The following is a 14,483-nucleotide window of genomic DNA, read 5'->3' on the forward strand; positions in this document are numbered from 1 at the left end:
TAATTCTCATAAATATATAAAGGTTCTCAATGCATCAGTCTGATGTGACTGAGCGGTCACTCTTTTCGCTCAGTTGGCCAATTTTTATCGATATTTTTCTGCATTTGGCCACATTATTAATTAATACTTACATGGTTAGCCATGTATCGACGGCTTACCTTGCTGCAATGGGGGTGGGTAACCAAGTCTTTGATCTTTTTATCACTATTTTTAACTTTATTAGTGTGGGATGCAGTGTGGTTATCGCACAATATTTAGGGGCAGGCCGCCGTGAAAAAGCCAGCCAAGCGATTCACATCTCCATCGCCTTTAACTTTATTCTGGGTTTTTCCAGTGCATTAGTCGCGGTATTCTTTGGCTATACCATCCTAAAAATCATGAATATGCCATCCCATTTAATGGCGGATGGTTATACTTATTTACGTATTTTAGGGATTTGTTTAATTCCTGAAGCAATTTCCATTATTTTAGCGGCATGTTTACGGGTTTATGGCAAAGCACAGCCTGCCATGTGGGTAACATTGATTGCCAACCTGATTACTGTTGTTGGTAATATCATTGTACTTTATGGTTTCTTTGGCTTGCCACAATATGGTTTAGAAGGTGTGGCATGGTCAACCGTAGTCGGACGTATTGTTGCTGTCATCTTACTTTTCTGCTTATTATTCTATGGGTTACGAATAAAGTTTGTCCCAATGATGCTCATTCATTGGTCACGTAAGATGCTCGGTAAAATTTTGCATATCGGTTTACCTTCAGCGGGGGAAAACCTTGTGTGGATTTTACATTTTATGACAGCATCTGCCTTTATTGGGTTAATGGGAGAAACTTCCCTCGCTGCGCAAACGCTTTATTTCCAATTATCTTTATTTATCATGCTGTTTGGTATTTCTGTCAGTATAGGTAATGAGATCATGGTGGGTCATCTGGTTGGCGCAAAACGCTTCCAAGATGCCTATATTCGCGGTATCAAGAGCCTAAAAATGGGCTTTTATGTCACTATCGGTGTTGTTATTGCTTTCTGGTTACTTCGCGATCCAATTCTAAACAACATTACCGATGACCAAGGTATTATCGATCTCTTATTACCCTTATTTTTACTCTCAGTATTTTTAGAGCCAGGGCGCACCATTAATATTGTCATGGTGAATGCGTTACGTGCCTCTGGGGATGCGCGCTTCCCATTATGTACTGCCATTATCTTTATGTGGGGAGTGGCGATTCCACTCGGCTATTTTTTAGGGATAAAAATGGAAATGGGCTTGCTGGGAATTTGGCTCGGCTTCTTTGCCGATGAATGGCTGCGTGGCTTAACTAATGCATGGCGCTGGCGCTCACGGAAATGGCAAAGTAAACGCCTTGATGTAGAGAGTTAATCGGTAAAACAATCACAATGTCCTGCCCTGTTTTATAGGCAGGATTTTTGTGACAAAGCTCAAATTTAAAAATATTTTATTTTTATCTCAACATTTGGAGATTTTTTTTCTCCATCTCCCCAATATATCCCCGAACATAGTGAAGTTTTTCTCCAACAGGTTGTTTAAAATAATAAAATCAAAGAAGATTTCATTAAGGGAAGCTGCCATGCATGCGCAATCACAACCATTACTTTGGCAATATTTTATCAATGCGGTAAAACAAGAAGTTAAGCCAGCTTTAGGTTGTACCGAGCCAATTTCACTGGCTTACGCTGCAGCAAAAGCAGCGTCCTTCCTTGACGGTGACATCACTCGCGTTTGTGCCTTTGTCTCCCCCAACCTGATGAAAAATGGTATGGGTGTCACGGTGCCAGGTACAGGCATGGTAGGGTTACCTATCGCTGCCGCTTTAGGTGCGGTTGGCGGCGATGCGGATGCGGGTTTAGAGGTTCTAAAATCCGCTTCGGCCGATGCCATTGCATGGAGTAAAACTATGTTAGCACAAGGACTAGTGACTGTTGATATCAAACACCCTTGCGAAGACGTTATCTATTCCGAAGCGACGGTACATACCCAAACAGGCTCAGCGACTGTGATTATCACGGGTTCACATACCAACATTGTGAAGATAACCCATAATAATGAAACTGTGTTTGATACCTTATCAAGAAAACCCCTAGAGGATCTTCCTGTTGATTGTGCAGCAGATATCCCTTTACCGCCCGTTACCGCAAAGGCCGTCTACCAATTTGCAACTGAAGCCCCATTAGACGATATCCGTTTTATTTTAGAAGCCGCCCAGCTAAATGAAGCCCTTTCCCAAGAAGGTCTGCGTAATGTCTATGGCCTACATATTGGGAAAACGTTGCAAACTCAGCGTGATCGCGGTTTGTTATCGAAAGACTTAATGTCCGAAATTATGATCCGCACCTCTGCCGCATCCGATGCCCGTATGGGCGGCGCGGTTTTACCTGCAATGAGCAACTCTGGCTCAGGTAACCAAGGTATTGCTGCAACCATGCCTGTTGTGGTAACTGCAGACTATTTACAATCCTCTGAAGAACAGTTGGCTCGTGCGTTGATGTTATCCCACCTAATGGCTATTTATATTCATAATCAGTTACCTGCGTTATCTGCACTGTGTGCGGCAACAACCGCTGCTATGGGTGCAGCGGCTGGGATTGCATGGCTATTGGAATCACGCTATGAAGTCGTCGCAATGGCGATTTCCAGCATGATTGGTGATGTCAGCGGGATGATTTGTGATGGTGCATCAAACAGTTGTGCAATGAAAGTCTCCACCAGCGCCAGTGCAGCCTATAAAGCTGTCCTCATGGCCTTAGATAATAGCTGTGTGAGAGGATCTGACGGTATTGTGTCGGATGATGTTGACCAGTCGATTGCTAATTTGTGTGCATTAGCAGCAGGGTCAATGAGGCATACTGATGTGCAGATTATTGAGATTATGGCGTCAAAAGCTCGTCCGTAGCGTTGTTGGCTACATTCACCAACCCTAGTCACATACTTGTGTATGCTCCTAGGGATTATTTCTTTTGCCGTCTTGCTACGCCGCTAATTCTTCGTCCTTAACGCCGTAGCGTTGTTGGCTGCATTCACCAACCCTAGTCACATACTTGTGTATGCTCCTAGGGATTATTTCTTTTGCCGTCTTGCTACGCCACTAATTCTTCGTCCTTAACTCCGTAGCGTTATTGGCTGCATTCACCAACCCTAGTCACATACTTGTGTATGCTCCTAGGGATTATTTCTTTTGCCGTCTTGCTACGCCGCTAATTCTTCGTCCTTAACGCCGTAGCGTTGTTGGCTGCATTCACCAACCCTAGTCACATACTTGTGTATGCTCCTAGGGATTGGCTCTTTTGCCGCCTTGCTACGCCGCTAATGACTTTGAATTTTTTTTGAATTTCTTTTTTTAATTGTTCTATTTTGAATTAACTTCTAGGGCGGCGAATTTTTCACGGATCATATCTTCGGGTAGGTCAATACCAATAAATACCAATACACTGCGGCGTTGTTCATCAACCTCCCAGTCTCTATCCCAGTCTGCACTATAGAGGCGCTGAACCCCTTGGAATAACAGACGTTTTGGTTCGCCTTTGATGGATAAAATACCTTTGTAACGCAATAAATTATCCGCAAAGCCGAGCAGTAAATCTTCCATTACCTGTGAAACTTCCATTAATTCAACAGGGTAATCGAATTCCACGACAATAGATTCCACTTCATTTTGCTGTTTTGGTGCAAAACGGAAAGTCGGTTTATTCACCTTCAGTTGCGAGTCTAATAAAAAACCTTCAATATCTAATAAAAGCTGTAAGTTAATGTCGCCATGAATAACTGGGTAAATTGGCGCTCTGGCATTAATACGTTGCAATCGCTCTAACAGGGCATCAGTATCTGGATTGATATCGGTTTTGGTTAATAAAATTCGGTCTGCATAGCCAATTTGGGCTTGAGCAATCGCAAAATCATTCAGTTGTTTCTCTGCATGAACTGCATCCACCAACGTAATAATGCCATCTAATAAAAATCGTTCGCATAACACGTCATGGGAAAAAAAAGTCTGCGTAATAGGGCCAGGATCTGCCATTCCTGTACATTCAATGACTAGGCGATCAAAATCCAATTTGCCACTGTCGAGGCCATCTAATAAATCCAATAATGCATTTTCTAATTCGCTTGAACGAGAACAACAAATACAACCGTTACTCAAGGTAGTGATTTGTGTGGCTCTGTCACCAATAATGGCATTATCAATGGGGACTTCACCAAATTCATTTTCAATGACTGCAATTTTATGCCCATGTTCTGCATGAAGAATATGGCTAAGGAGCGTGGTTTTACCCGCACCGAGAAAACCGGTTAGGATTGTGACATTAATTGGTTTCATTATTATCCTCTTTGCATCATTGTTTCACTGTGAGCATCAACAGCAGCGGAATCCGCCTTTACCACTTCCACCATACCGCGCATCTTGTCTTTCACGAAAAAATTCTTTGTAAGTCATGACAGGCTTATCAGGGTGATTGTCACTCATATGTTGAACATAAGTATCATAATCAGGAATACCAATCAGCATACGAGCTGCCTGCCCTAAATATTTGCCTGTTTTACCAAGGTTTCCAAACATCAGCCTCTCCAAATACAAATGCCCTACATCATGAACACACAATGTAGGGCTACCGTTCAGTTATCGAGCCACATTAACCGCTCGATGGTGTCGAATGGTCACTAGTGTGTAGATGAAACTTTCACGCCCTCTTTCGGTACAGGGACATATGGTGTTTCTTTGTCTGTACGCTCTGGGTTTTTGTGTGCTTTCATTCCCACGCGGATACCATAGAAAATGATACCGTAAACAACCACTAAGAATAGGATACTCAGGCCAGCATTGGTGTAGTTATTAATAATAATGTGATTCATATTAGTAATTTCTTGTGCTGTCAGCTCTGCACCACCTGCGGCAATCTTATCTTTATAAGATTTCGCTAAGTACAGGAAGCCTTCAAGCTGCGGGTTATCACTGAATAATTTCAGTCCTAACGCCCAAGTGGTACAAATCAATAACCATACCGCAGGTAATACTGTCACCATGATGTATTTACTGCGTTTCATCTTAATCAGGACAACCGTACTTAAGACTAACGCAACTGCGGCTAACATTTGGTTCGAGATACCGAACAGTGGCCACAGGCTCTTAACGCCGCCCAGTGGGTCAACAACGCCTTGATACAGTAAGTAACCCCATAAGCCAACACAACCTGCCGTACCAATGATACCTGCAACCAGTGAGTCAGTTTTCTTCAAGAATGGAACGAAGTTACCCAATAAGTCTTGCAGCATAAAGCGGCCAGAACGGGTTCCTGCATCCAATGCAGTTAAGATAAACAGCGCTTCAAACAGAATACCAAAGTGATACCAGAAGCCCATATTTGCCGCAGGCATGATTTCGTGGAATACGAATGCAATACCAACAGCTAATGTTGGGGCACCACCTGCACGGTTCAGAACAGACGGTTCACCGATATCTTTCGCCGTTTGCATGATTTGCTCAGGTGAAATCACAAAGCCCCATGAACTGACCGTTGCCGCTGCGTGAACAGAAACATCTTTCAGTTGAGCCATAATAGCCGCACCATCTGGGCCACCCAATTCATGCAGGTTAGGCATTGTAATGCCTAATGCTGCTGGTGGGGTGTTCATCGCAAAGTATAAACCTGGTTCGATAATCGATGCAGCAACCAATGCCATAATCGCAACGAAAGATTCCATTAACATTGCACCGTAACCGATGTAACGTGCATCTTTTTCGTTTGCTAACAGTTTCGGTGTTGTACCGGAAGAAATTAAGGCGTGGAAACCAGATACCGCACCACAGGCAATGGTAATGAACAGGAATGGGAACAGCGTACCTTTCCAAACTGGACCTGAACCATCAACAAATTGCGTCACAGCTGGCATTTTTAACTCAGGGTTTAGAATAACGATACCAATCGCTAATCCAACAATAACCCCTATTTTCAAGAAAGTCGCCAGATAGTCACGAGGTGCTAAAATTAGCCATACAGGTAATAGTGCAGAAACAAATGCATAACCAACCAGCGCATAAGTGATCGTAGTGTCTTTAAATGTCAGTGCAGGACCCCAGTATGGGTCGTGAGCAATAACGCCACCGAACCAAATGGATGCCACCAGCAACACGATACCGATGACGGAAACCTCACCAACACGCCCTGGTCGGAGATATCGCATGTATATCCCCATAAACAAAGCAATTGGTACCGTCGACACCACGGTGAATACACCCCATGGACTTTCTGCCAAGGCTTTTACGACGATCAACGCCAATACGGCAAGGATAATGATCATAATGAGGAAACAGCCAAAGAGTGCTAGCGTTCCTGGAATTGGACCTAACTCTTCTTTAACGATTTCCCCGAGTGAAGCACCATTACGGCGAGACGAAATAAACAACACCATAAAGTCTTGTACCGCACCCGCTAATACAACCCCTGCCAGTAACCATAGCGTACCTGGTAAATACCCTACTTGCGCTGCCAGTACAGGTCCAACTAATGGCCCTGCCCCTGCGATTGCCGCAAAGTGGTGACCGAATAGGACATTTTTATTAGTTGGAACATAGTTTAAACCGTCATTATTAATGACCGCTGGAGTCGCACGGGTTTCATCCAGCTTCATCACTTTTTTCGCGATATACAAGCTGTAATAGCGATAAGCAATAAGGTAAACCGCCACCGATGCGACGACTATCCATAGCGCACTAATGTGCTCGCCGCGCCTTAGCGCAACAACCCCTAAACAAATTGCACCGATGATCCCAAGGATCATCCACGGAACGTGCTTTAAAATACCATTTTTGTTCATAGAACACCCTTCTGAGGTAAAACGAACATGCCTTTGATTTTGTATTTACCATCACGCTAACAACATCATAGTGCTGCTTGTCATTGATGGTTTTTTAATTGGCAGTGGTTGAACTGTATTAAATCGAAAATTTTGAGCTCTGCCATGGTGTCTATGGTAAGAAATTACACTCTGCAAATGACTAAAGTTACACTAAGCGGTGCCATACAGAATTAAGCGGTTTGAATTTTGCCGTGAATGGTTTTAAGGAAGGTTTAACAGGATGAAAACTGTGATCTACATAACAATAACAACTGTTTTTCAATAAGTTAAGTAATATAAATAATATGGTTAAAATCGAATTAATTGTAAATAAATATCATGAAAATCGTAAAAAACGTCTTAGATACCCGGAAAAAGCGTATCTAAGTACTTAGTCCCCTTAGGGTAGTGTGATTGTTGTCCAATCCCCGCCAACCCACCAGCTGTGTTCACCATCTGTTTGCGTTTTACACCCTACCCCAACTTTAGCTTTGCCGTCTTCAAAGGGATAGGCGCAATCATATGTTGCCTCAATAACCACCTTCCCTGTTACGGCATCTGCAAAACCAATTTTATTTCCCTTTCGAATTCGATAAACCCCCTCTTGGGCTTCGTCAGGCCAATTATCAAAATAGTAAATTTGATAAACTTCTTGATTATGTTTATCCGCAACAATTAACTTGCCATCTTCTGATTGTTGTAAACAATATTGAAAAGGCGATTTGGCTTCAAAGCAACGAATTTGGCTTTTTTGGTCATCCACCCATAGGCTGTACTGTTGATCCAGATTTTGTGCAAACAAAGGTGCAGAGCCAAATAAGGCAAGTAACACAGCAATTTTAGATCGGTTCATCCTATTCCTTATTCCTTTATGGCTTATAATTTAGCGAAGCATCGCTGGATTGGTTAAAAGTCACTGGAATTAATAACACTTTATTTTGAGACGCTGAATTAAACCGCCACTGATAGGCAACTGAAATTAAGTCATCATCAAAATAATCCACACCACTACTCTGCTGTAACATGATAGAGCTTGGCACGCCCCCTTTTGGTACATCAATTTTCAAAATTGCTTCACCTTGCTTATTCCCCACAAATTCGGTTGAGATAATAGGAAGTTTCAATGTTTTTTCTTGAATACCAAAAGCCGAAGCATCTACATTTACTATCACTCTGTCAGTCAGGTTTTCATTTCTCATAGGCGAAATGCGGGGGGATGAAACAAAAGGTACTGCCGCAGGCATCACTTGTTGAGCCAACGCCTTTTGTTCTTCAAGCTCTTGACGTTCCTGCTCTGTAGCTGATGCAGGCAATTCACTTTTACTATACAGCAGTGCCATACGCGCATTAATAATATTCACCCGCGCTTTGGTTTCATCAGGCAAACCAAATAAAAAGAAACGAGATTGCGCCACCATCAAACGCTGATCTAGGCTATTACCCGCATTATAATGCATTAATGCAAATGCACCTGCCGCCAACTCAGGGTCTTCATCTATCATCGTCACCCCCCAAGCAAACCAGGCGTCAATGCGGTTTGGGTTAATGGTGATAATTTGTAGGTAGTGTGCCCGTGCACTCAATAGTAAATTACGCCAATGTTGCTCATCATCAACAAAGCCATCTTTTATGGCAGATGCTTTATTTTCGGTTAATAACGTGCGCGCCGCATTGAAATGCATTAATTCCATTCTTGCCGTTGTACTCAGCACTTCAATGTTATTTGGGTACTTTAGTAATAATGAACGAACTCTTTGCGTGTTACTTTCCCACGCTTCACCGTTGGATTTAGAACGGCTATCCGCTTGTCGCAATGTTGCGCGTATCTCTTTTGAGATCTCCTGCTGCTGCTGGTAATATTCATAAGATGAACCAGCGCTGCGTGTATATTTAGCGGGGACTGTATTATTCACATAACTCACGAGTCTTTTGATCACATATCCGAACGATTTTTCATTATGCCTTGCTAAAGCCTTACTGGCGCTCTCCACTAAAAGCCCAACTTCTTGCGCATAATCATCCAGGCTTTTCACCGTACTTTTAAAGCTAACAGTGACTAGGTGGCGAGCTGGCTGCTTTGTCGGCTCAAATCGTAATTGACTCACTGCATATTCTGCTGCGATATCATAATTTTTTACACCACTGGTGGTATCGATTAACGTGAATGCAGGAACACCTTCTTCATTCACATCTACCGCAACAGTTGCGGTAACATTATCGATGTCATATTTAATCGAAAGGTAACGAACGTCATTAATAGAGCTAGGCACAATCGCAGTTCCCTCTGTATTAATCGTCATTTTCCCAGGGTAACGAGGGTCACTTCGATCATAGTACGTCGCAAGCTCTACAACCCCATATATTCCTTTAATTGATAATGGTTGTTTTGCCAATACTTGTGTTTGTTCATCCACGGTTTCTCTGAACCAATCTAATACCTGTATATTGCTCCTTGCCTGCAAGATAAAAAAGTTTTGGCGTTCCACTGTAGAAAGATGTTGAATTTCTTTTGCAAATATTGCGGCGCTTTGCGTATCAAATAATTCAGAGGGGGATTCTGACCATTTATCACTGAGACTCAGATATTGTGCAAAAATAAGTGCAGCATACGCATTCTTTAAATTCGCATCGCTATTATCGACTTGGCTTTTTATCAAGCTATATGCGAGCCCCAAACCTTTCCAATAAGTGGCGTTATTCGGCTGCGCAGCAATAGCACGAATAAAGAAAATAAGGCTATCTTCTGCGGTCTCAGTTTTGCGTAATGTAAGCAAACCAACGGCGAAAGCAAGCGCCCCATCTTGCGGCAAATATTGGCTCGCATTTTGTAATTGAAAAATTTCGTCGTTTGAAACTGGCGCATTTGTTTGCAATAAGGGTTGCCATATTGCACGCATTGCTGCGCTTTGTGGCTCTAATTCTGCAAGCTTATCCATCTTATCAATACGCGCTTGCAATTCATGGTATCGCGCTTCAACTTCAGTGTTAGCTTCATGGTTATAAATAATTCCTGATAACACACCACTCACAGCCGTGTTTTGTTCATTCTGGAATAATTGCCAATCACGCTGTTCAATGAGTGTTTGTGCCCGCCAACGTTGGTTTGATTCCGAACTTAACGGAATATTTAAAAGTGTAATGACGCTAAATACTGCCAATGTAATAATAGCTGCCCGCCAATATTGCCTCGCTTGAAAGCGAACAGCACCTATCGACAATGCAATAATAAACGTCAATCCAAATAACCACATCACTGTCAGGAATAAGTTATCACTGACATTCAAAGCACTCGGCCAAATTAATTCACCGAGTTCAAATAACGCAATAAACACACCATAGCTAAAGAAAAAAGGCAATGCAGGCACAGCAAACAACAAGACCAAAGGTAATAAAAGAAGTGGGCTCAGTTTTATTTTCAACGTCATCCTTCCTTATGGCTTTTTGGTCAAAATCGATTTGATGGGTAAAAAGAGCCCCAACCAGAAAAATAAGCCCAGTCCCAATATGCTGACTAAAGTAATAAGACTCAGAGCCATATCAGCCCCTAAATTTTCCTGCGCCCAATGTTGATAAAAAGTCGCAGGTGATAATGTTTCGGGTTTCATGTTTTGAGTAATGCGACTAATAATAAACGCCATCAATAAGGGAACAGCGATAGCAAAAAATGTGTAAATATGTACCTTTTTAATCGCCGTAAACCACGCTGGTGGTGTAAAGGTAATTGGCGGTGCAGGTTGAGGACGAACAACTCGACGAGTTTGCGTTTGCCCCCTAACTTGTGTTTTATACACATTTTTTTGCTGCCGTGTTTTTTGTAATGCTTCACTGGCAACTTTTAATTGCTTAACCCGTTCACAGGCAGCACATTTCAATCCAACAAAATATTGATGTTCTTTATTTTTGCTACATACCACCATCTTCTTCTGGCTACGCAGTGCATAAGTGCGTAAACACTGTACCCACTCGGCTGCACTTGGCCTTTGCGCTGGAGAGCCACTAAACGCTTTATCAAATAATTGGCGAATATCATTAGGTAAGAAAGTATGTCCACTGGTTGGCACAGGGCTTATCCCTTGATGCGCCTTTACCCCATAGGCATAATATTTTCCTGCAATTCGGCTGGGTAAATCATTTGGCACTTGATTATGCAAAGGTCGACCAGAAAATGGATGAATGCCAAAATTCAATAATTGAAATAAAATCACGGCCAATGAAAATCGGTCTTGCTGGGATTCTTGAGATTGAGGAACACTTTTGGCGTGTTGAAATTCAGGGGCAAGGTAATCGACCGTAAATTGACCTGCGGCAAAACGTTCTTTTTCCCCTTGAATACTAAAGCCATCACAATCTAACATTGATACATATAAGCTTTCCCGATAAAAACGCAAATTCACGGGTTTCATGTCAATGATAAAGTGGTTTTGTTGATGAATCGCCTCAACCAATATTGCCAAATTGGTTGCGAGTTGAATTTTAGCCCCCAATCCAACGGGTAAATTATTTTCCCTCGCCTGCCTTTCTTGCAAAATATATTCAAGCTCAATGGATGCTCTCACATCCAGCTCAGGCATAACGAAACCAACAAACTGTTTTTTCTGGTTAAATAACTGGCTGATTGGCCATGCCAACTGAACGACGGGAATTGCAGTATCAGTAATCGGCGGTAAACTCGGCTTTAATGCTAACATTGCTGATGTCTTTCGACGATATAACGCTTTATCAATTTTATCGTGGTAAAGCTTAGCGACTTGCCCCTTCGCTGATGCAATATGATAAACACTGCCCGCCCCACCGCTTTTAATTAATTTACCCAGCTGGATAACTTGCCCTTGCCCATCGACAAGTTTTATCTTATTAACCACCGCCATTACATTTCCCTAAATGCTACAAATAAGGTTTTATCATCCCCAGTGATTGAATAAGTGCGAGGGTCATCAAGCGTCCCTTTTAGTGCTTCACTTCCCGTTTGCTCATCATTTTGCTGTAAAAAACGAGTGACAGGCTCAATAAAAGGGAGATAAAGCGCGTCACATTGTTTATTCATAGCAAAGGGTTGTACGCCATCAGACATTAAAATGATCCGCTCTATTTTTGTAACGATAGGCGTAATACGTAAGTGTTCCTGCCAATCACTTGAGGTTAAAAACCACGTTTGATTGGCATACTCCCCATTTTCTGGCACGGAAACCTTATCAATAAGACGCCCATTTTGTTGGTAAGAAGCGATGGCTACCCCATCGCCTAAATGAAAAAGAAAGCCTTGGCGTTTGCCAACCCATGCAGCGACAAGCGTGCAAGCAAAATCCTTTAACTCACCCTGCTTATCATTTGCAAGGGAAACCAATTGTTCACGAATAGCACTCAGTGTACGAAGAATAACAGGTTGTATTTCTTCAACACTTAAATAGTCAACATGACCAAATTCAGAAATTCGCTGAACAAATAACCTTGAAACATAACGTGAACCAATCTCACTATAACGAGCAGACCCTGCGCCATCACATACACAAGCCGCTAAGCCATTTGTGGTATGCTCCACAGACCATGCATCTTGACAAGGCTGGTTATTTTCCCGATGAGAGTGCCCTTGAACTGATGCGCAATAAATTGACCAACTCATACGTTATACCGACACTGTAGACCAGCTATCCGTTGAAGGGAGTTGAGCTTGCCCACCTGGTGTCGATTGGGAAACCACTTGCATACTCGCACTCAACCACAAAAAGAGTTCTTTAAATTGCAATCCTTTTAGCTTTTTCACGCCATTCAAGCCTGCAATACTGAACTCCCCCATAACTTGCGCACTTGCCCCATCAACCATAATAGGGAACATCGCCACTTTTTGATCTTTTTGCGCTTGGCGACAAACTTGTGCCGATTCTTCCCATAAATCTGTAGGAGCACCATCTGACATTAAAAATAACCAAGGACGGGTATAAGCGACGCCCGCTTGGCGAAAACGTTGTTTTTCAGCTTCTATTTCATCTAACGCCACCATAACAGCTTGCCCTGTTGGTGTTGTCCCATTCGCTTCTAATATAGGTGCAGTAAAATCCATGGCATCACACCAATCACCAATAATCGAACATTGGTCGTTTCCACCATATTGAATAACAAGGATCCTAACCCGCTTTGCCGCAATAACATCATCCTTCAATTCTTTTTCGAGTATCTGTAAACCTGCATTTAATTCATTTATCGGCTCGCCGTACATACTGCCAGAACAATCTAATACTAAAACCAATGGTGTTCGTTGCTCACTGTTATCAACTAGAGCAACATCAGGAATGATAAGTTGACTCATGCACTTTCCTTATTTTATTGGGACGAAAATACCAATATACAGAATCACACCACGAATGAAACTAAGAAAAAAAGAGGAATAGATAAATATAATAAGAATAATCTCAAGAATATGATAACTTTTATCTCTTATATATTTTATCTTAAATGAGAATTATCCTAAGTATTTAAACCTAAAAAATTAACCAATATAATTAAAAAAAAGAAAAACAATGAATATTTATAAAAATACCAGCTTAAAACTAAATGTTTCTAACATCCATTATTCATTAGTAACATCCCTTACCTATACGCACGATAAGCGTAAAAAAGAGAGACAAATTATGAATAATTGTTAATATAAGATTTATAGTCTTTATTTACAATCAAAATGGACAATTTTAAGAATAAAAACCCAATAAAGACAATGAAATTTAACTTAAGAAAATGAATAAAATTACAATACATTGAAATAAAACAAAAATAACATTTAGAAAACTATTAAAAAGCACTATAAAATTATTTTCACCTAGTTTGACAACAATAATGAGTACAACTAATATTAACCCCGTAGTCAGCGAGCAAGAGTTCGCAAATACTCAGAAAAAAACAAACTTTAAATTAAGCCGAAATAAATACTGTCTATTTAAATGAGATGGAAAATAAATTTAAATATTTATAATTTTCAAATCAAAAAAAATAGCAAGATTTAATGCTATTAAAGCAAATAAAAGCTTAATTGATATCTCTAAAAATTAGATACAAGAAACTTTAAATTTTTAAATTATCTATCTCACATACTTAGGAATGATTATTATGAAATTAAATAAACTTGCTTTCATCGGTGCTTTAACCGTTGCAACTCTTTCTTCACAAGCTTTTGCTGCACAAGATGCAACAGTAAACTTCAATGCTCGTTTAGTTGCTGCAACATGTGATATCAGCGCATCTAAATCTTTAGTTAATTTAGGTACACACTCAATTGAAAAAATTACTGATATCAACAAAGCATTAGCAGAATCAAACTTCAACTTAGTATTAAACAAATGTACTAAAACTTATTCTGATGACACTACTGCAACAGAAGTTTCAATTCTAGCAACAGGTGAAGCTTTAACAGGTCACTCTGATATGTTTGCAGATGCTCAAGCATCACAAGTTGGTGTTAAATTAAAAGCAGGTACAACTGAGTTAACACCTAATGCAGAAACTACTATCAATAACCTGAAAATTTTAGGTGAGAACGACTATATCGTTGAAGTAACTGCTGGTTTATATGCAACAACTAAAGATGCAGTCGCTCAAACGTTAAATGTTCCAGTAACTTTCAGCGTTGCATACGACTAATAACTACTT

Annotated in this window: 11 protein-coding genes; 3 read left to right on the forward strand and 8 right to left on the reverse strand. The window is 41.1% G+C overall.

Annotated elements, in window-relative coordinates; translation table 11 throughout:
* The first annotated feature begins 29 nt into the window (after positions 1 to 29).
* Entirely contained in the window at positions 30 to 1,376 is a 1,347-nt protein-coding gene (locus PR808_RS13590) for an MATE family efflux transporter (protein WP_206082974.1), read from the forward strand.
* Between the two features lie 208 nt (positions 1,377 to 1,584).
* Positions 1,585 to 2,907, forward strand: coding sequence for an L-cysteine desulfidase family protein (locus tag PR808_RS13595; RefSeq protein ID WP_272539478.1), 1,323 nt, complete (start codon positions 1,585 to 1,587; stop codon positions 2,905 to 2,907).
* Positions 2,908 to 3,360: 453 nt separating this feature from the next.
* Here the strand turns inward: PR808_RS13595 and yjiA are convergent, their stop codons facing one another.
* The 8 genes from yjiA to PR808_RS13635 all read right to left on the reverse strand — a co-directional run bounded on the left by yjiA (position 3,361) and on the right by PR808_RS13635 (position 13,149).
* Positions 3,361 to 4,329 (reverse strand): GTPase, encoded by a 969-nt coding sequence (yjiA, locus tag PR808_RS13600; RefSeq protein ID WP_206082976.1) that lies wholly within the window; start codon positions 4,327 to 4,329, stop codon positions 3,361 to 3,363.
* A gap of 36 nt (positions 4,330 to 4,365) precedes the next feature.
* Positions 4,366 to 4,569, reverse strand: a complete 204-nt coding sequence (locus tag PR808_RS13605) for a YbdD/YjiX family protein (RefSeq protein ID WP_004260586.1) — start codon at positions 4,567 to 4,569, stop codon at positions 4,366 to 4,368.
* A gap of 101 nt (positions 4,570 to 4,670) precedes the next feature.
* The gene (locus tag PR808_RS13610) at positions 4,671 to 6,824 is read right to left on the reverse strand and encodes a carbon starvation CstA family protein (protein WP_206082977.1); all 2,154 of its coding nucleotides are present in this window, start codon (positions 6,822 to 6,824) and stop codon (positions 4,671 to 4,673) included.
* A gap of 421 nt (positions 6,825 to 7,245) precedes the next feature.
* Complete coding sequence (locus PR808_RS13615) at positions 7,246 to 7,698, reverse strand: WG repeat-containing protein (protein WP_272539479.1); 453 nt, start codon at positions 7,696 to 7,698, stop codon at positions 7,246 to 7,248.
* A gap of 16 nt (positions 7,699 to 7,714) precedes the next feature.
* Positions 7,715 to 10,264: an energy transducer TonB family protein gene (locus PR808_RS13620; protein ID WP_272539480.1), complete on the reverse strand. Its 2,550-nt coding sequence runs from the start codon at positions 10,262 to 10,264 to the stop codon at positions 7,715 to 7,717.
* A 12-nt stretch (positions 10,265 to 10,276) separates the two neighbouring features.
* On the reverse strand, positions 10,277 to 11,713 hold the full coding sequence (locus PR808_RS13625; RefSeq protein ID WP_272539481.1) for a protein kinase domain-containing protein: 1,437 nt from the start codon (positions 11,711 to 11,713) through the stop codon (positions 10,277 to 10,279).
* Positions 11,713 to 12,465 carry a PP2C family serine/threonine-protein phosphatase gene (locus tag PR808_RS13630; RefSeq protein WP_206082981.1) on the reverse strand — a complete coding sequence of 251 codons (753 nt, stop codon included), beginning with the start codon at positions 12,463 to 12,465 and terminating at the stop codon, positions 11,713 to 11,715. Before PR808_RS13630 ends, PR808_RS13625 begins: the two co-directional genes overlap by 1 nt.
* A gap of 3 nt (positions 12,466 to 12,468) precedes the next feature.
* A complete protein-coding gene (locus tag PR808_RS13635; RefSeq protein ID WP_206082982.1) occupies positions 12,469 to 13,149 on the reverse strand; it encodes a vWA domain-containing protein in 681 nt (226 codons plus the stop codon).
* A 794-nt stretch (positions 13,150 to 13,943) separates the two neighbouring features.
* Here PR808_RS13635 and PR808_RS13640 point away from each other — a divergent pair.
* Positions 13,944 to 14,474, forward strand: a complete 531-nt coding sequence (locus tag PR808_RS13640; RefSeq protein WP_272539482.1) for a fimbrial protein — start codon at positions 13,944 to 13,946, stop codon at positions 14,472 to 14,474.
* Positions 14,475 to 14,483: the final 9 nt, after the last annotated feature.

The sequence above is a fragment of the Providencia sp. PROV197 genome, assembly GCF_028479625.1.
In the GTDB taxonomy this organism is placed as follows: domain Bacteria; phylum Pseudomonadota; class Gammaproteobacteria; order Enterobacterales; family Enterobacteriaceae; genus Providencia; species Providencia vermicola.